This is a genomic window from Streptomyces sp. 5K101, assembly GCF_046506645.1.
Lineage (GTDB): Bacteria > Actinomycetota > Actinomycetes > Streptomycetales > Streptomycetaceae > Streptomyces.
Genome location: NZ_JBKFFO010000001.1, coordinates 213,817 through 231,414, shown reverse-complemented (window position 1 = coordinate 231,414; position 17,598 = coordinate 213,817). Strand labels below are relative to the sequence as shown.

Genomic DNA, 17,598 nt, shown 5'->3' with positions numbered 1-17,598 from the left:
CGGGGCGCACAGGGTGCAGCGGTGTTCCGCGCACGGGGCGCACAGGGTGCAGCGGTGTTCCGCGCACGGGGCGCACAGTGTGCGCTGACAGCGGAACACAGCCCCCTGTGCCGTTCCGGGGCCATCGGGCAGCATGGCCCCCATGTCCGTACTGACGCGCGACGAAGCGCAGACCCGAGCCCAGCTGATCGACGTACACCGCTACACGATCGACCTGGATCTGACGACCGGCGAGGAGACCTTCGACTCCCGCACCGTCATCCACTTCACCGCACGCGAGGCCGGGGACACCTTCGTCGAGCTCAAGCCCGCGGAGCTGCGCTCCCTCACCCTGGACGGACAGCCGCTCGACCCCGCCGCGCTCGACGGCAACCGCTACGCGCTGACCGGCCTCACCGCCGGCGACCACGAACTGCGCGTCGACGCGAGCATGCGCTACTCCCGCACCGGCGAAGGCATGCACCGTTTCACCGACCCCACCGACGGCGAGCGGTACGTCTACACGCAGCTGTTCATGGAGGACGTCCAGCGCGTCTTCGCCGCCTTCGACCAGCCCGATCTCAAGGCCGTCTTCGCCCTCACCGTCACCGCGCCCGAGGGCTGGACCGTCCTCGGCAACGGCATCGCGACCCACGAGGGCAACGGCCGCTGGACCTGCGCGCCCACCCCGCTGCTGTCCACCTACCTCGTCGCGGTCGCCGCCGGCCCCTGGCACTCCGTCCGCACCCAGCACGCCGGGCTGCCCTTCGGCCTCCATGTGCGCCGCTCGCTCGGCGCCCACCTCGACGCCGACGCGGACGAACTGTTCGAGATCACCCGCCAGTGCTACGACCGGTACCACGAGAAGTTCGAGGAGCCGTACCCCTTCGACTCCTACGACCAGGCCTTCGTGCCCGAGTTCAACGCCGGCGCCATGGAGAACCCCGGGCTCGTCACCTTCCGTGACGAGTTCGTCTACCGTTCCGCCGTCACCGACACCCAGCGCCAGACCCGCGCCATGGTCATCGCCCACGAGATGGCCCACATGTGGTTCGGCGACCTCGTCACCCTGAAGTGGTGGGACGACATCTGGCTCAACGAGTCCTTCGCCGAGTACATGGGCTACCAGACGCTCACCGAGGCCACCCGCTTCACGGACACCTGGGTCGACTTCGGCATCGCCCGCAAGGCATGGGGCTACGACGCCGACCAGCGGCCCTCCACCCACCCCGTCGCCCCCGACGCGGACGCCGTGCCCGACACCGCGTCCGCGATGCTCAACTTCGACGGCATCTCCTACGCCAAGGGCGCCTCCGCGCTGCGCCAGCTCGTGGCCTGGCTGGGCGAGAAGGACTTCCTCGCCGGCATCAACATCCACTTCAAGCGGCACAGGTTCGGCAACGCCACCCTTGCCGACTTCATCGACTCCCTCGCGCAGGCCACCGACCGGGACGTGCACGCCTGGGCCGAGGTGTGGCTGCGGACCACCGGAGTCGACACGCTCACCCCGTCCGTCACCGGGACCGAGGGCGGCTGGACGCTCGGCATCGACCGCGACGGCAGCCGCCCCCACCGCATCACCGTCGGCGCCTTCGACGCCGACCCGATCGAGCCGGGCCGCCTGGTCCTGCGGGACCGCTTCGACGTGGACGTACCGCTCACCGAGCACGACGTCCACCCCGGGCGCCGCCCGTCGCTCGTCGTCCTCAACGACGGCGACACCACCTACGCCAAGGTCCGTCTCGACACCGAGTCCTGGGCCACCGCACTGCGCTCCCTGTCCGGCATCCCCGACCCGCTGACCCGCGCCGTCGTGTGGAACGCCGCGCGGGACATGGTCCGCGACGGCGAACTGGCGCCCACCGCCTACCTGGAGGCCGCCCGCGCCCACCTCCCCAGGGAGAGCGACCTCGCCGTCGTCCAGGGCGTGCTGGCCTTCGCCACCGGGCCGATCGCCGACTGCTACCTGCCCGCCGACCAGCGCCCCGCCGCCCTCGCCGTGCTCACCGAAACCTGCCGGGCCCTGCTGCGCCACACCGAGGACGGCAGCGACCCCGGCCTGCGCCTGACCGCCGTGCGCCACTTCATCGACGCCGCGTCGCAGCCCGCGTCGATCCAGGAGTGGCTCGCCGACGGCAGCGTCCCCGGCGGCCCCGAACTCGACCCCGAGCTGCGCTGGCGCATCCTCACCCGCCTCGCCGTCCTGGGCGCGGTCGGCGAGAAGGAGATCGCCGCCGAACTGGACCGCGACCCGAGCGCGATGGGCCAGGAGGGCGCGGCCCGCTGCCGCGCGGCCCTGCCGACGGCGGAGGCGAAGGCGGCGGCCTGGTCCCGGCTGTTCGAGTCGGACGACCTGTCGAACTACCTGTTCACGGCGACGGCCCAGGGCTTCTGGCAGCCCGAACAGGCCGCGCTCGTCCGGGAGTACGTCCCGCGCTACTACCCCGACGCGGTCGCCCTCGCCGCCCGCCGCGGCCCGGCGATCGCGGAGGCCGCGGGCCGGTACGCCTTCCCGCTCCACGCGGTGGACGCGGAGGCACTGGCCCTGGGCGAGGAGTGCCTGCGCGACGCGTCCCCGATCCCGGCACTCCGCCGCAAGCTGGTGGACCAACTCGACGACCTGAACCGCGCCCTCCGCATCCGGGGCGCGTAGCGAACGGATTCACCCGGGGAGCGCACCCCGCGCTCCCCGGACCGCCTGTCGGTGAGGCTCCTTGCGCGGGCTGCCCCGGGAACCCTGCCGCTGCCGGGCCGTCTGCGGGGTGGGCTCTTTATGCGGGGGCTGCGCCCCAAACCCGGCCGCTACGGGCCGTCCGCCGGCGTGGCTCCCGCCTCTCGGCGGGGTCTTTGCCGGGGCTGGCCCCGGACTCCGCCGCTGCGGGGCCGTCTGTGGCCGGTGGTTCGTGCCTGTCTGCGAGCCTCTTTGCCGGGGCTGTGCCCTGAACCCTGCCGCTGCCGGGCCGTCTGCGGGCGGGGCTCCTTGCGGGTGCCTGCGTCCCGGGCTCCGCCGCTGCCGGGCCGTCCGCCCGCGTGGCTCCCGCCTGTTGGCGGGACTCCTTGCCGGGGCTCCGCCTGGAGCACCCGGCACTGCAGGACGGCCCGACGGCGAGCAGCGTCAGGGCTCACCCCCGGACCACCGCGCGTGAGTGCCTCCCAGCGCGGCTGCATCGCAGCCCGTCCGGCGTTTGAGGACACCGCGCGCAGCGCGGGTACGGGGTCCGGGGCGAGCCCCGGCGTGGGCGCAGGGCATGGGCTCCGGGCCGAGCCCGTGCCCGCCACGGCGCAGGCCATGGGGTCCGGGGCGGATGCCCCGGGTTCGGGGTGTGGGTACCGCCCACGGCCGCCAGGCCGAAGGGGAGGGCTGGTAGGGGAACAGCCCGCCGCAGGCGCCCCGCCCCCGTCGCCCGCCGCAGGGCGCGCCCCGCCCCCGTCACCCGCCTCCGCACCACCCACCCCCACCCAATACCCCTTCCGCTCCGGATCGTTGAGCCTCAAGGGCAGCAGCCCCCCGCAGCCCCCGCCCCGCCCCGACCCGTCGCGAAGGACCCCGCATGCCCCCGCCGCTCCCGTCCCTCGCCGGCGGGTCCGCCGGACCCGACGCCCTGCGGCCGCTGATCGGCGTCGTGCTCGGCGCCCTCCGGGAGGGCGCCGAAGCGCGCGGCGGACCGCTGCCCGGCGGCGGCCCGGACGCCGTCGCCGAGCACGTCCGCGACGCGCTGAAGGACGCCCTCCCCGACCAGGGCCACGGCCCCGAAGAGGCCCTGCACGCCCTCGTCCGCGCCGTCGCCCACGGCTCGGCCGACCCCGCCGACCCCCTGTGCGCGGCCCACCTCCACACCCCGCCTCTCGCGCTCGCCGTCGCCGCCGACCTCGCGGCCTCCGCGCTCAACCCGTCGATGGACTCTTGGGACCAGGCACCCGCCGCCTCCGCGCTGGAGAGCGCCGTCACCCGCGCCCTCGCCGCCGACGTCTACCCGCACGTCCCGGCCCCCGACGCCCTCGTCACCACCGGCGGCACCGAGTCCAACCAGCTCGCCCTCCTCCTCGCCCGCGAACGCCACCGCACCCCGGTCCAGGTGGTCTGCGCCGACTCCGCGCACCACTCGGTGCGCCGCGCCGCCTGGCTGCTGGGGCTGCCCGGCCCGCTCACCGCCCCGGTCCACGACGTCACCGCACTGGACCACGCCCTCACGGAGCTGCGCGGCCCCGTCCTGGTCGTCGCCACCGCGGGCACCACCGACACCGGCCGCATCGACCCGCTCGCGGAGATCGCCGACGTGACGGCCCGCCACCGCGCCGAGCTGCACGTCGATGCGGCCTATGGCGGCCCCCTCCTGTTCAGCCCCACCCGCAAGAACCTCCTCGCGGGCCTGGACCGCGCCCACTCCGTCACCCTCGACCTGCACAAACTCGGCTGGCAGCCCGTCGCGGCCGGACTCCTCGCCGTGTCCGACACGGCCCGCCTCGCGCCCCTCGCGCACACCGCCGATTACCTCAACGCCGAGGACGACACGGACGCCGGCCTGCCCGACCTCCTCGGCCGCTCCCCGCGCACCACCCGGCGCCCCGACGTCCTCAAGATCGCCGTCACCTTCAGGGCCCTCGGACGCACCGGGCTCGGCGTACTCGTGGACCGGGTCTGCGCCGCCGCGCAGGACCTCGCCGACCTGGTCGAGAAGCATCCCGGTCTGGAGCTGTACGAGCGGCCCACGCTGTCGACCGTCCTGTTCCGTCCCGCCGGTGCCACCGACGAGCAGACCGCCGAGATCCGCCGCACCCTCCTCACCGGCGGCCGCGCCGTCCTCGGCAGGGCCCGCGCCGACGGCCGCGTCTGGCTCAAGGCGACGCTGCTCAACCCGCACGCCACCCCCGCCCATCTGCACGCCCTGCTCGCACTCGTGGAAGGCAGCACCCCGCGATGACCGCCACGCCCGCTCCCGAGGCCGCCACGGCGGCGGCCACCCTCGACCGGCCCCACGACCTCGTGGGCATCGGCATCGGCCCGTTCAACCTCTCCCTCGCCGCGCTCGCCCACGGCGTACCGGGCGGCCTCGGCACCGCCTTCTACGAGCAGCGGCCCGCCTTCCGCTGGCATCCCGGCCTGCTCATCGAGGGCGCCACCCTCCAGGTCCCGTTCCTCGCCGACCTGGTCACGCTCGCCGACCCGGCGAGCCCCTGGTCGTTCCTCAGCTATCTGCGCGCACGCGAACGGCTCTTCCCGTTCTACTTCGCCGAGAAGTTCCACATCCAGCGCGCCGAGTACGACGCGTACTGCCGCTGGGTCGGCGACAGCCTGCCGGGACTCCACTTCGCCCATCAGGTCGACGCCGTCCGCTGGAACCCCGAACGCGAGCTGTTCCAAGTGGACTTCACCCAGCTCGACACCGACGGCGAGGCCGAGGCCCTCGGCCGCACGTACACGCGAGCCATCGCGGTCGGCATCGGCACCGAGCCCCACGTCCCCGAACCGCTGCGGCCCCTCGCCGACACGCCCGGTGTGCCCGTGATCCACTCCGCCGACTACCTCGACCACCGCGACGCGCTGATCGCCGCCGAGCACGTCACCGTCATCGGCTCGGGCCAGTCGGGGGCCGAGGTCTTCCTCGACCTGCTGCGTGCCAGGCCCGCGGGGGCCGAGCGGATCCACTGGCTGGCGCGCACGGAGGCGTTCGCGCCCATGGAGTACTCCAAGCTCGGCCTCGAACACTTCACGCCCGACTACACGCGCTACTTCCACGCCCTGTCCGAGCCGGTCCGCAACGACCTCGTCCCCCGCCAGTGGCAGCTCCACAAGGGCATTGACGCCGACACCATCGCCGCCGTTCACGACGAGCTCTACCGCCGCACCCTGCACGGCGGCTGGCCCGACGCCGTCCTGACGCCCGGCGTCACCGTCCGCACCGCAGGCCGCGTCGCCGCCACGAGGATCGAACTCCACCTGGAGCACACCCAGCAGGGCACCCGCTCCCGGCTCACGACCGACGCCGTCGTCCTCGCCACGGGCTACCGCGAACGGCCGCTGGACCGGCTGCTCGCACGCCTCGACCCGTACATGCGCCGCGACAGCACCGGCCGCCCCGTCGTCGACGAGCAGTACCGGCTGACGCTCGACCCCTCCGTCACGGGAACCGTCTACGTCCAGAACGCCGAACGCCACACGCACGGCGTCGGCGCCCCCGACCTCGGCCTCGCGGCCTGGCGCAGCGCGTCCATCCTCAACTCGCTCACCGGCAAGGAGCCCTACCCCTTGCCGCGTCGCACCGCCTTCACCAGCTTCGGCCTCGAACGGCGCGAGGCGCCCGCCATCCCCGGCCAGCAGCCGCGGCTGACTCCCCTGGCCCGGACACGCTGAGCGCCTCGCGGCTCCCCCCGTACGGAAACGGCTAGAAGACCGGCGTGCCCTCCCGCGTCAGCCTCCAGCCCACCGAGGCGAACGCCGCCGGGTCGACCGTGCCCTTCGCCTGCACCCAGGAGATGATCGTGTTCCGGATCTCCTCCGAGTTCGCCCACAGCTGCTGGGCGCGGGCGACGTGCGGGAAGTTGCCGCCGCCGCTCGCCCGGTAGTTGTTGACCGCCAGCACGAACCGGGCCGCCGGGTCGATCGGACGGCCCTCGAAGGACAGGTCCACGATCCGGGAACCGGCCGGCTTCGCGATGTCGATCTCGTAGGTCACGCCCGACACGGCGTCATAGTTGTAGTCGGGCGTGCCGCCCGCGTTGGTCAGCTTCGACGTGTCGACCGGAGCGCCCGCGGGGGTCTGCACGTAGTAGCGCGCGGAGAACTCCAGATACTCCTTCAGCTGCGCACCCGTCATCAGCCGCGCTTCGAGGGTGTTCTCGAACGGGTACAGCCCGGCCGTGTCCCGGATCGTCACGTCGCCGGCCGGGATGGCGGCCGTACGGGAGAAGCACGACGCCTGCGACAGCACCGGCAGCGCCGCCCACTGGCCGCCCGCCAGGGCCGCCTTCACCGTCTCGGCCTGCACCTGGTTGATCAGGTCGATGATCGGCTCGTCCTTCCAGGGCGCGGCGGCCGTCGACATCGCGACGGTGGACCTGCCGATGACCTGGTTGACGTACGCGACCACCTTCTTGTGCTCGTCGCCGAGCAGCCGGGTGATCTCCTCGTCCTCGGCGACCGTGTTCGAGTTCAGGACCTGCGCGCCCACCTTCTCGACGGTCCAGCGGCCCTTCTCCCACACCAGGTCGAAGTCGAACAGGGTGAGCCGCTGGCCCCACTTCAACGGCTCGGACAGCACAACCTGCTTGCCGGTCTCCTTGTTGGTGACGAAGTCCTCGGCGATCTCCGTGTGCGCGTGGCCGACCAGGATCGCGTCGATGCCCGGCACCTGCTCGGCGACCAGCCCCGCCGCGTTCTCGATGTACGGCAGCTGGTCACCGTACGAGGAGGTGCCGCTGGAGCCCGAGTGCGCGGACACGATGACGACGTCGGCGCCCATCGACCGCAGCTTCGGCACCCACTTCGCCGCCTGCTCCTCCAGGCCGGGGAAGACCATCTTCCCGCTGACGTTCTGCTTGTCCCAGATCGCGATGCCGGGGTTGGTGAGCCCGAGGACCGCGACGCGCACGTCACGGCCGTGCGGAGTGCGCAGCCGGTGCAGGCTGTACGGCGGGAACGCCGGGCGCAGCGTCTTCGCGTCCAGCGCGTTCGCACCGAGCAGCGGGAAGTCACACTGCTCCTCGAACTTCCGCAGCACCGGGATGCCGTAGTTGAACTCGTGGTTGCCCAGCGCCGCCGCGTCGTAGCCGATGGCGTTCATCGCCTGCGCCATCGGGTGCACCGGACCGCGCTCGGCGGTGATCGGGTCGACCTTGGCGTAGTAGTACGACAGCTGGGTGCCCTGGATGGTGTCGCCGGCGTCTATCAGGAGCGTGTTGCGGCGCCCCTTCTCCTTTCGGACCCGGTTCACCAGGGTCGAGATCTTCGCCAGGCCCACGTCGTTGTGCGCCTTGTCGTCGAACTCCCTGTCGGTGAAGTAGTCCCAGTTGAAGACATTGCCGTGCAGGTCGGTCGTCCCCATGACGGTGAACGAGTACCGCTTCGGCGGACGTCCGTGGCCGTGCCCCCGTCCCGGCTCGTCGGCTGCGGCGGGCGTGGCGGCACCGCCGGTGATCGCCGCACCGGCCCCGGCGGCGGCCGACCGCTCCAGGAACGTCCTACGGTTCAGCGGCATTTCGTCTCCCTCGATCATGTGCACAACGCGCGTAGATTCTGGCGTAGGACCGCCTGGTGCGAAAGGGTTCGACCACAACAGTGAGGGAGACCGCATGACCAGCGACAGCGCAGCGCCGTACGGCACACCCGAGGCGCCGAGGGTCGCCGTGCGCGGCGAGGCCCGGCTCGAATTCGACCCAGAGATCGCCCGGATCGGCGTCCAGGTCAGCGCCCGCGGCAAGGACCGGCGCACCGCCCTGGAGGACCTGACCCGGCGCAACAACGCCGTACTGGAACTGATCAAGTCCTACGGCGACGCCGTCGAGAAGCTCGCGACCGGCGCCTTCTCCATCAGCCCCGAACTCACCCAGCACGGCCGCGGCGAGAAGGTCCGCGCCTACCACGGCGGCGTGTACATCACCGCCACGCTCACCGACTTCACCGCCCTCGGCGAACTCACCACCCGGCTCGCCGACATGGAGCTGACCCGGGTCAGCGGCCCCTGGTGGTCGCTGCGCCCCGACTCGCCCGCCCATGGAGAGGCCCGCCGCGAGGCGGTACGGGACGCGGTGCGGCGCGCCCGTGAGTACGCCGCGGCGCTCGGCAGCCGGCTCTCGGCCCTGGTGGAACTCGCCGACATCGGCGCGGAGAACGCCGTGCCGTACGGCATGCCTGCCGCGCCCGGCGGAATGCGGGCGGCCGCATTCGGGGCGGCCGGGACCGAAATGGCGCCCGCACTGGATCTCGAACCGCAGCGCCAGACGGTGAGCGCACAGGTGAACGCACGTTTCACCATGACCCCGCCGGAGCTCTAGACGAGCACATTTTCATGAAGTGGCGAGCGCTCATCGGAGCACCCCGTCGCACAATTCAACACTTGTCAATAACCCTTCACGCAAAGGTTGTTGAACAGTCATGCCCGGCCAATTCTCTACCGACCGGTAAGCCATAGGCTCGGACCATGCGCCGAGCAAAGATCGTTTGTACCCTGGGGCCCGCCACCGACACGTACGACCAGATCAAGGCCCTGGTCGAGGCCGGAATGGACGTCGCCCGCTTCAATCTCAGCCACGGCACGCACGCCGACCACGAGGAGCGTTACGGGCACGTGCGGAAGGCCTCCGACGAGACCGGCCGCAGCGTGGGCGTCCTCGTCGACCTTCAAGGTCCGAAGATCCGCCTCGGGCGTTTCCGGGAAGGCCCCGTACTGCTCGAACGCGGCGACGAATTCACGATCACCGTCGAGGACATCGAGGGCGACCGCCACATCTGCGGCACCACCTACAAAGGACTCGCCGCCGACGTCTCACGCGGCGAGCGCATTCTCGTCGACGACGGCAAGGTCGCCCTCGAGGTCACCGAGGTCGACGGCACCCGTGTGCACACCGTCGTCGCCGAGGGCGGCATGGTCTCCGACCACAAGGGACTCAACCTCCCCGGCGTCGCTGTCTCCGTCCCCGCGCTCTCCGAGAAGGACGTCGAGGACCTGCGCTGGGCCCTGCGCATCGGCGCGGACGTCATCGCGCTCTCCTTCGTCCGCAGCGGCCGCGACATCGAGGACGTCCACCGCGTGATGGCGGAGGAGGGCCGGCGCATCCCTGTCATCGCCAAGGTCGAGAAGCCCCAGGCCGTGGCGAACATCGACGACATCGTCGCCGCCTTCGACGGCATCATGGTCGCCCGCGGCGACCTCGGCGTCGAAATGCCGCTGGAGCAGGTGCCCATCGTCCAGAAGAGGGCCGTCAAGCTCGCCAAGCGCAACGCCAAGCCGGTCATCGTCGCCACCCAGATGCTCGACTCGATGATCGACAACAGCCGTCCCACCCGCGCCGAGGCCTCTGACGTCGCCAACGCCGTCATCGACGGCACCGACGCCGTGATGCTCTCCGGCGAGACCAGTGTCGGCAAGTACCCCGTCGAGACGGTCAAGACCATGAGCCGCATCGTCGAGGCGGCCGAGGGGGACGTCCTCGCCAAGGGCCTGCCGCCCCTGACCGAGCGCAACAAGCCCCGCACCCAGGGCGGCGCCGTCGCCCGCGCGGCCGCCGAGATGGGGGACTTCCTCGGCGCCAAGTTCCTCGTCGCCTTCACCCAGTCCGGCGACACGGTCCGCCGCCTGTCGCGCTACCGCTCCCCGATCCCGCTCCTCGCGTTCACCCCGGACGCGTCCACGCGCTCGCAGCTCAACCTCACGTGGGGCGTGGAGACGTTTCTGGGCCCGCACGTGGAGTCGACCGACGCGATGGTGGCGCAGGTGGACGAGGAACTGCTGAAGATCGGCCGCTGCGAGAAGGGCGACATCGTGGTCATCACGGCCGGCTCCCCTCCGGGCGTCCCGGGCTCGACGAATCTGGTCCGGGTCCACCACATCGCCGAGGACGACAGCGCGGCGCGGTGACACGAAGAAGCCCCTCCACCGAGGGGCTTCGTGTCACGACCATGGAAATTCAGGGAAAGTACCCCGGGTCGGATTCGAACCGACGCTGGATGGTGTTTGAGACCATTGCCTCTACCGCTGGGCTACCGGGGCGCCCTTGGAAATAAAGGATCGTGCAAACCCTTCGTGACCCAACCATACAGGAGCTGGGTAGGCTCAGGGGGAGCACCCTGCCTTGGAACGAGGAGTCCCGTGACCGCCCCCGAGTCGCCCCAGCCGATCGCCGATGACGACGACAAGTCGCACGTACCGCCGCTGACGACCCGCGTCGTCATCGCCGAGGACGAGGCCCTCATCCGGCTCGATCTGAAAGAGATGCTCGAGGAAGAGGGGTACGCGGTCGTCGGTGAGGCCGGTGACGGCCAGCGTGCCGTGGAGCTGGCCCGGGAGCACCGCCCGGACCTGGTGATCCTCGATGTCAAGATGCCGGTCCTCGACGGGATCTCGGCGGCCGAGAAGATCGCCGAGGAGTCCATCGCCCCGGTCCTGATGCTCACGGCTTTCTCGCAGCGCGACCTCGTCGAGCGGGCGCGTGACGCCGGCGCCATGGCGTACCTCGTCAAGCCGTTCAGCAAGAGCGACGTCGTGCCGGCGATCGAGATGGCGGTCTCGCGCTTCACGGAGCTGAAGGCCCTGGAGAAGGAGGTCGCCGACCTCTCCCAGCGCCTGGAGACCCGCAAGCTGGTCGACCGTGCCAAGAGCATCCTGCAGACGCAGTACGGGCTGACGGAGCCGGCCGCGTTCCGGTGGATCCAGAAGACGTCGATGGACCGGCGCCTGTCGATGCAGCAGGTGGCGGAGGCGGTCATCGAGGACGCGGAGGAGAAGAAGGCGGCCAAGGGGCAGTAGCCCGCCGCCTTTTGTGTGTCGAAGCCCTTGACGTGCCCTGTGCGGGGCGCGTCAGGGGCCTTTTTCGTTCGCAGCCGACGCGGCGAAGTTGTGAAGGTTGCCGTTGTCCGGGGTCGGTGGGGAGCGGCGAACGCTACGGTGACGTGCACGCGCCACCGAGTGCGGGGCGGTGCTCTCCAGGTGAGACGACACCGGACACCGGACGCGGGGTCGGGGGTGCGCACAGGGGTCGGATCCGGCCATGGTGCGGGAGTTGTGGAGAGGGCCGGGCCGGCTTCACCGCGCGGTGTCCAGGGGCGCTGACCTGGCCGGTTCCGCCGGATCGTGGAGGGCGCCGGGGGGTCGTGCACGACGGTGATGAAGATCGTGTGCGAGTTGTCGGGAAGCTGCGGATCGCGGATGGCATGTCCGGTCGCCGGTAAGGAGTGTTCTGTTTCCGGCACATGACTCAGGTCACAGGGCGATCACACATCGTCTGGCGGCCTATCAATGCGCCCGAACGCACGATTACATTCCCGGCACACCGCTCGGACTAGCGGTGTCCTGCGAGGCGACGACAAATGCGCCCGCAGACAAGATCGTTCGGGCGGCTCCAAGGGGTTCGTAGTGCTGAACAAGACTATCGTCAAGCTCGCCATACCGCTGGCAGTGGGTGCTCTGGCGCTTACCGGATGCGGTTCCGATTCGGGCAGCGACGGCGGTGCCGTGAAGATCGCCTTCCAGGGCCCGCTCTCCGGCGACAACGTCGCGCTGGGCGAGAACATGCAGAACGGCGTCAAGCTGGCCATCGACCAGGCCAACGCGAAGGGCGACCTCGGCTTCAAGCTCGAGTACGTCGCGGGTGACGACCAGGGTCTGCCGGACAAGGCCACGGCCGCCGCGCAGAAGATCATCGACGACGAGTCGGTCGTCGCCGTGGTCGGTCCCGCCTTCTCCGGCCCGACGAACACGTCGTCGCCGCTGTACGCGGAGTCGGGTCTCGTGACGGTCTCGCCGTCGGCGACCAACCCGCTGCTGACCGACGCGAAGAACGGGTTCACCAGCTTCCTGCGCGGTGTCCCCAACGACAACATGCAGGGCGCCGGCATGGCGACCTACTTCGCCAAGAAGCTCAAGGCGAAGAAGGTCTACCTGATCGACGACAAGACGGACTACGGCGTGGGCCTGGCGACCGTCGCCGAGAAGGGTCTGAAGGACGCCGGCGTCGAGGTCGTCAAGAAGTCCGTGCCGCAGAAGACCCCGGACTACTCCGCCACCGCGAAGGACGTCGTCAACTCCAAGGCCGACGCGCTGATCTACGCCGGTTACTACCAGGACCTGGCGCCGTTCGCGAAGAAGCTCAAGGACGCGGGCTACAAGGGCGCGGGCATCTCGGGCGACGGCTCGAACGACATCAAGTTCGTCGAGCTCGCCGGTGACGCCTCCGAGAACTGGTTCCTCACCTGCCCCTGCACCGACGCCACGGTCGAGGCCGGCACGAAGAAGTTCGCCGAGGACTACCAGAAGGAGTTCGGCCGGGCCCCCGGCACGTACTCCGCCGAGGCGTACGACATCACCAACATGGTCATCGCGGAGATCAAGAAGGCCGGTGCCGACGTCGAGCGTGAGGCTCTGCGCGACGCGCTGGCGAAGGCCTCGTACAAGGGCCTGACGAAGACGTTCTCCTTCGGTGAGAACGGCGAGTTCAAGGGCACCGACGTCTACCTGTACCAGGTCAAGGGCGGCAAGATCGGGTACCAGGGCAACATCAACGAGCTGGCCGGCTGACGCTGGGGCTTAGTGGCTGATGCCATGCGACTGGGGGCCGGGAGGCGGCAGTTCTCCCGGCCCCCGTCCGCGAAGTGGGGAGTCGTAAGCCCTCACTGATTCGAATGTTCCGCCCGCGGTCCGCCCTCGTCGCCACGAGCGCCCGGGTCCGCTCAGCTCCCACAAGGAAGTCTGCTCCATGTCCCTTCAGGAATTCTGGGACTATCTCGTCCTAGGGGTGATGCTCGGCTCGCTGTATGCCGTCATCGCCATCGGCTACACACTTGTCTACGGTGTGCTGCAGCTGATCAACTTCGCGCACAGCGAGGTGTTCATGCTGGGCGCCTACGGCAGCCTCATCGTCCTTCAGCTCGTCAATCCGGGGGACAATCCGTCCGCTCTGGCGTCCATAGGCTTCGTTGCCCTCGCGATGGCGGGGTCGGCGCTGTTCGGCGGTGTCACGGCGTACGGCCTGGAGAAGGTCGCGTACCGGCCTCTGCGCAGACGCGGCGCTCCTCGCCTGATCTTCCTGATCACCGCGATCGGCGCCTCGTTCTTCCTGTACAACCTGGCGGGCAAGCTCTTCGGGCGTGACCCGCTGCCGCTGCCGGAGATGTACGACAACCGCGAGGTGTTCTCGATCTTCGGCGCGGGTGTGAACATCACCCAGCTGCTGCAGTTCGCGACGGCCGTGGTCATGATGATCGGGCTCGACCTGCTGGTGAACCGCACCAAGCTGGGCAAGGGCATCCGCGCGGTGGCGCAGGACGCCGAGGTCGCCGGCCTGATGGGCGTCAACATCGACAGGGTCATCTCCCGCACGTTCATCATCGGCGGTGTCCTGGGCGGTGTGGCGGGCTTCCTGTTCGCCAACCTGAACCAGGTCTCCTACACGATGGGCTTCATCCCCGGCATCACCGCGTTCGCCGCCGCGGTCGTCGGCGGTATCGGCAACATCCGCGGCGCGATGTTCGGCGGCATCCTGATCGGCATCGTGGAGACGATGACGGTGCCGCTGCTCGGTGACGAGTGGCGCAGCGTCTCGGCCATGGTCGTGCTGATCTTGGTGCTGATGTTCCGCCCGATGGGCATCCTCGGCGAGCGAGTGGGGAGGGCGGCATGAGCACGGTGGAGACTACGTCCAGGAACCTGACGCCGTCTGCAGCGGCGAAGTTGCGCCGCACGGCCTGGTATCGCAAGGAGCGGTTCTCGCGGCTGTGGGCGATGATCGCGCTCGGTCTGCTGCTCGCGGTGGTGACCGGCGAACAGGGCAACACCCGGGACATCTTCTTCTCGCTGGAGTCGACGTTCACGAGCCCGAGGCTGTGGATCTGCCTGGCGATCACGGTCGGCGTGTGGGCTCTGCGCGAGTTCGCGGGGACGCCGATCAAGGGCAGCTTCACGAAGGTCAAGTCGTCGGCGAAGGCCACGACGTCCGGCCCGGTGGGTTCGCTGCTGGAGCGTTTCCGCACGGACAAGCGGCTGCGCCTCGGCGCGCTGGCACTCCTCCTGGTGCTGGTCCTGGTCATTCCTTCGGGGCTGGCGCGGACGTGGCAGACCGTCCTGGTGGACCAGATCGCGATCTTCGCGCTGCTGGCGATCGGTCTCAACGTGGTGATCGGCTGGGCGGGTCTGCTGGACCTCGGCTTCTTCGCCTTCTTCGCGGTCGGCGCGTACTCGACGGCGTACTGGACGGGCCGGCTGCCCATCGAGCCGCCGGTGATCCTCAACAACTTCTGGGTCATTCCGGTCGCGGTCGTGACGTGTCTGATCTGCGGCGTGCTGCTGGGTGCTCCGACCCTGCGGCTGCGCGGTGACTACCTGGCGATCGTGACGCTCGGATTCCACGAGATCATCTACCTGGTCGCGAAGAACGCGGACGGTCTGACCGGTGGCCCGCAGGGTGCCCGTCTCATCCCGGACTTCTCGATCGACTTCGCCGGTATCGAGTACAAGTGGTCGATCAAGCCGCTGCCTTACTGGTACCTGCTGGTCTTCTTCATCATTCTGGTGATCTTCCTGTTCTCGCGGCTGGAGCACTCCAGGGTCGGCCGTGCGTGGACGGCCATCCGTGAGGACGAGATCGCGGCCGCCGCGAACGGTGTGGACACGGTCCGGTTCAAGCTGATGGCGTTCGCGATCGGTGCCTCGACCTCCGGTGTCGCCGGCGTGATCTTCACCAGCAAGTACGGGTACATCAACCCCGAGGTCTTCCCGCTGCTGCAGTCCATCCTGATCCTCGCGTACGTCATCTTCGGTGGCATGGGCTCGATCCCGGGTGTGCTGATCGGTACGGCGATCCTGGTGTGGCTGCCCGAGGCGCTGAAGGACTGGGTGGACCCGTCCGACCGTTACATGTACCTGGGCGCGCTGCTGGTGGTCATGATGATCTACCGGCCGCAGGGCGTCTGGCCGTCCCGCCGCAGGCAGCGCGAGCTGAGGATGGCGGAGGAAGGCATGGGCGACGCGGACGCCATGTCCGAGCCGGCAGGAGGCAAGATCTCATGAGCACCGACGTGAAGAACGAGGCGACGGCGGGCGCCGAGCCCTCGGCCGCCGGTGCGGACCTGGTGCTGCAGGCGTCGGAGCTGACGCTGCGGTTCGGCGGTCTGACCGTGCTGGACAAGGTCGACGTGCGCATGCGCCGGGGCGAGGTCCTGGCCGTGATCGGTCCGAACGGTGCGGGCAAGACCTCGCTGTTCAACTCGCTCACCGGGGCGTACACCCCGCAGGAAGGCAAGATCGTCTTCCGTTCGAAGGACGGCGACCAGAAGTCCCTGCTGGGCAGCAAGCCGCACATCGTCAACCGGGTGGGCCTGGCGCGTACGTTCCAGAACATCCGGCTGTTCTCGGCGCTGACGGCGCTGGAGAACGTGAAGATCGCGGCGGAGACCCGGCTGAAGGCCGGTCCCGTGTCCATCATGCTGGGGCTGCCGAACGCCCGTAAGGCGGAGCGGCTCAGCGACGAGCGGGCGCACCGGCTGCTGAAGTTCGTCGGTCTCGAGAGCAAGCTCAACGAGATCGCCGGCAGCCTGTCGTACGGTGACCAGCGCAGCCTGGAGATCGCGCGAGCGCTGGCGACCGATCCACAGGTCCTCCTCCTGGACGAGCCGGCGGCGGGGACCAACCCGACGGAGAAGCTGGAGCTGGAGCAGCTGATCCGCCGGATCAACACCGAGCTGGGTGTGAGCGTGCTGCTGATCGAGCACGACATGCGTCTGGTGATGTCGGTGGCGGACCGGGTGATGGTCCTGAACTTCGGCAAGCGGATCGCCGAGGGGTCGCCGAGCGAGGTGCAGCAGCATCCGGCGGTCATCGAGGCCTACCTGGGCTCGTCCGCCGAGGACGCCGAGGCGGTCCAGGCCGTGATCGCCGACCAGCGGTCGTCGGACGAGAACGCCGAGGCCGAGACCGGGGCGTCGGATGACACGGCGTCGGAGTCGGCGGGTTCGGACGAGAGCGCGTCGGAGTCGGCGGGTTCGGACGAGGTGACGACGGATCAGGCGGCGGATGACGGCGCTGCGTCGGACGAGGAGAGCGGCAAGTGAGCACCACGACTGAGCTGCAGAACGAGGCCGGCACCACCGGCTCTGCGGAGGAGACCCTCCTCGAACTCAAGAGCATGCACGTCTTCTACGGCGCCATCGAGGCCCTGAAGGGCATCGACCTGACGGTGCGCAAGGGCGAGATCGTCGCCCTGCTCGGCGGCAACGGCGCGGGCAAGACGACCACGCTGCGCACCGTGTCGGGCATGCTCCAGCCCCGTCAGGGCGAGGTGCTGTACCGCGGTGAGCGCATCGACGGCATCAAGTCGCACGAGCTGGTGCAGTTCGGTATCGGGCACGTGCCCGAGGGCCGGCGGGTCTTCGCGACCATGACGGTCCGCGAGAACCTGGAGATGGGTGCGTACCGGTTCAACTCGGTGGACTCCGCCGACATGGACCGTGTGTTCACTCTGTTCCCGCGTCTGGCCGAGCGTCGCTCGCAGCTCGCGGGCACCCTCTCGGGCGGTGAGCAGCAGATGCTGGCGATCGGCCGGGCCCTGATGGGCAGGCCGGAGCTGCTGCTGCTGGACGAGCCGTCGATGGGTCTGGCTCCACTGATCGTGCAGCAGATCTTCGAGATCATCGAGGAGATCAACAAGCAGGGCACGACCGTGCTGCTCGTCGAGCAGAACGCCACGCAGGCGCTGGGGCTGGCCGACCGTGGCTACGTCCTGGAGACGGGTTCGGTGGCGATGTCCGGCCCGGCGGCCGAGTTGCTGTCCGACACCCGTATCCGTGCGGCGTATCTCGGTGAGGGCGCTGCCTGACGGCCGTGACGGACAAGGGGCCAGAAGACTTCGGTCTTCTGGCCCCTTCGTCGTGTCCGGAGTGCCGGTGGCCGGCCCGGGGATCCGGCCGGGATCGCC

The 17,598-nt window shown here is 70.0% G+C and carries 12 protein-coding genes and 1 tRNA gene; 11 read left to right on the top strand and 2 right to left on the bottom strand.

Annotated features, from left to right (window positions below; translation table 11 throughout):
- Window positions 1–142: 142 nt before the first annotated feature.
- The 3 genes from pepN (at window position 143) to ACLB9X_RS01010 (ending at window position 6,331) form a co-directional block, all read left to right on the top strand.
- Window positions 143–2,632: an aminopeptidase N gene (gene pepN, locus ACLB9X_RS01020; protein WP_410358242.1), complete on the top strand. Its 2,490-nt coding sequence runs from the start codon at window positions 143–145 to the stop codon at window positions 2,630–2,632.
- An 898-nt stretch (window positions 2,633–3,530) separates the two neighbouring features.
- Window positions 3,531–4,901, top strand: a complete 1,371-nt coding sequence (locus ACLB9X_RS01015) for a pyridoxal phosphate-dependent decarboxylase family protein (protein WP_410358241.1) — start codon at window positions 3,531–3,533, stop codon at window positions 4,899–4,901.
- A complete protein-coding gene (locus ACLB9X_RS01010) occupies window positions 4,898–6,331 on the top strand; it encodes a lysine N(6)-hydroxylase/L-ornithine N(5)-oxygenase family protein (RefSeq protein WP_410358240.1) in 1,434 nt (477 codons plus the stop codon). Before ACLB9X_RS01015 ends, ACLB9X_RS01010 begins: the two co-directional genes overlap by 4 nt.
- A 31-nt stretch (window positions 6,332–6,362) precedes the next feature.
- Here the strand turns inward: ACLB9X_RS01010 and ACLB9X_RS01005 are convergent, their stop codons facing one another.
- Window positions 6,363–8,174: a bifunctional metallophosphatase/5'-nucleotidase gene (locus ACLB9X_RS01005; RefSeq protein ID WP_410358239.1), complete on the bottom strand. Its 1,812-nt coding sequence runs from the start codon at window positions 8,172–8,174 to the stop codon at window positions 6,363–6,365.
- 94 nt (window positions 8,175–8,268) lie between these two features.
- Between ACLB9X_RS01005 and ACLB9X_RS01000 the strand changes: the two genes are divergently transcribed.
- Complete coding sequence (locus tag ACLB9X_RS01000; protein WP_410358238.1) at window positions 8,269–8,970, top strand: SIMPL domain-containing protein; 702 nt, start codon at window positions 8,269–8,271, stop codon at window positions 8,968–8,970.
- Between the two features lie 146 nt (window positions 8,971–9,116).
- Complete coding sequence (pyk, locus tag ACLB9X_RS00995; RefSeq protein WP_410358237.1) at window positions 9,117–10,553, top strand: pyruvate kinase; 1,437 nt, start codon at window positions 9,117–9,119, stop codon at window positions 10,551–10,553.
- Between the two features lie 59 nt (window positions 10,554–10,612).
- Here the strand turns inward: pyk and ACLB9X_RS00990 are convergent.
- Window positions 10,613–10,685, bottom strand: a tRNA-Leu gene (locus ACLB9X_RS00990).
- A gap of 99 nt (window positions 10,686–10,784) precedes the next feature.
- On the opposite strand from ACLB9X_RS00990, the gene ACLB9X_RS00985 reads away from it, so the two are divergent.
- The 6 genes from ACLB9X_RS00985 (at window position 10,785) to ACLB9X_RS00960 (ending at window position 17,499) form a co-directional block, all read left to right on the top strand.
- Window positions 10,785–11,441: an ANTAR domain-containing response regulator gene (locus ACLB9X_RS00985; RefSeq protein ID WP_177148793.1), complete on the top strand. Its 657-nt coding sequence runs from the start codon at window positions 10,785–10,787 to the stop codon at window positions 11,439–11,441.
- Window positions 11,442–12,047: 606 nt separating this feature from the next.
- Window positions 12,048–13,208: a branched-chain amino acid ABC transporter substrate-binding protein gene (locus ACLB9X_RS00980; protein ID WP_410358236.1), complete on the top strand. Its 1,161-nt coding sequence runs from the start codon at window positions 12,048–12,050 to the stop codon at window positions 13,206–13,208.
- A 178-nt stretch (window positions 13,209–13,386) separates the two neighbouring features.
- A complete protein-coding gene (locus ACLB9X_RS00975; protein ID WP_410358235.1) occupies window positions 13,387–14,310 on the top strand; it encodes a branched-chain amino acid ABC transporter permease in 924 nt (307 codons plus the stop codon).
- Window positions 14,307–15,695: a branched-chain amino acid ABC transporter permease gene (locus ACLB9X_RS00970; RefSeq protein WP_410358234.1), complete on the top strand. Its 1,389-nt coding sequence runs from the start codon at window positions 14,307–14,309 to the stop codon at window positions 15,693–15,695. The genes ACLB9X_RS00975 and ACLB9X_RS00970 overlap by 4 nt, the downstream gene beginning before the upstream one ends.
- Window positions 15,692–16,735 (top strand): ATP-binding cassette domain-containing protein, encoded by a 1,044-nt coding sequence (locus tag ACLB9X_RS00965; protein WP_410358233.1) that lies wholly within the window; start codon window positions 15,692–15,694, stop codon window positions 16,733–16,735. The genes ACLB9X_RS00970 and ACLB9X_RS00965 overlap by 4 nt, the downstream gene beginning before the upstream one ends.
- A gap of 74 nt (window positions 16,736–16,809) precedes the next feature.
- Window positions 16,810–17,499: an ABC transporter ATP-binding protein gene (locus tag ACLB9X_RS00960; RefSeq protein WP_410358599.1), complete on the top strand. Its 690-nt coding sequence runs from the start codon at window positions 16,810–16,812 to the stop codon at window positions 17,497–17,499.
- Window positions 17,500–17,598: the final 99 nt, after the last annotated feature.

Excerpts from the sequence above, each read along its gene's own strand:
- pepN (WP_410358242.1), top strand. The coding sequence starts at position 143 with ATGTCCGTACTGACGCGCGACGAAGCGCAGACCCGAGCCCAGCTGATC.
- ACLB9X_RS01015 (WP_410358241.1), top strand. The coding sequence starts at position 3,531 with ATGCCCCCGCCGCTCCCGTCCCTCGCCGGCGGGTCCGCCGGACCCGAC.
- ACLB9X_RS01010 (WP_410358240.1), top strand. The coding sequence starts at position 4,898 with ATGACCGCCACGCCCGCTCCCGAGGCCGCCACGGCGGCGGCCACCCTC.
- ACLB9X_RS01005 (WP_410358239.1), bottom strand. The coding sequence starts at position 8,174 with ATGCCGCTGAACCGTAGGACGTTCCTGGAGCGGTCGGCCGCCGCCGGG.
- ACLB9X_RS01000 (WP_410358238.1), top strand. The coding sequence starts at position 8,269 with ATGACCAGCGACAGCGCAGCGCCGTACGGCACACCCGAGGCGCCGAGG.
- pyk (WP_410358237.1), top strand. The coding sequence starts at position 9,117 with ATGCGCCGAGCAAAGATCGTTTGTACCCTGGGGCCCGCCACCGACACG.
- ACLB9X_RS00975 (WP_410358235.1), top strand. The coding sequence starts at position 13,387 with ATGTCCCTTCAGGAATTCTGGGACTATCTCGTCCTAGGGGTGATGCTC.
- ACLB9X_RS00970 (WP_410358234.1), top strand. The coding sequence starts at position 14,307 with ATGAGCACGGTGGAGACTACGTCCAGGAACCTGACGCCGTCTGCAGCG.
- ACLB9X_RS00965 (WP_410358233.1), top strand. The coding sequence starts at position 15,692 with ATGAGCACCGACGTGAAGAACGAGGCGACGGCGGGCGCCGAGCCCTCG.
- ACLB9X_RS00960 (WP_410358599.1), top strand. The coding sequence starts at position 16,810 with ATGCACGTCTTCTACGGCGCCATCGAGGCCCTGAAGGGCATCGACCTG.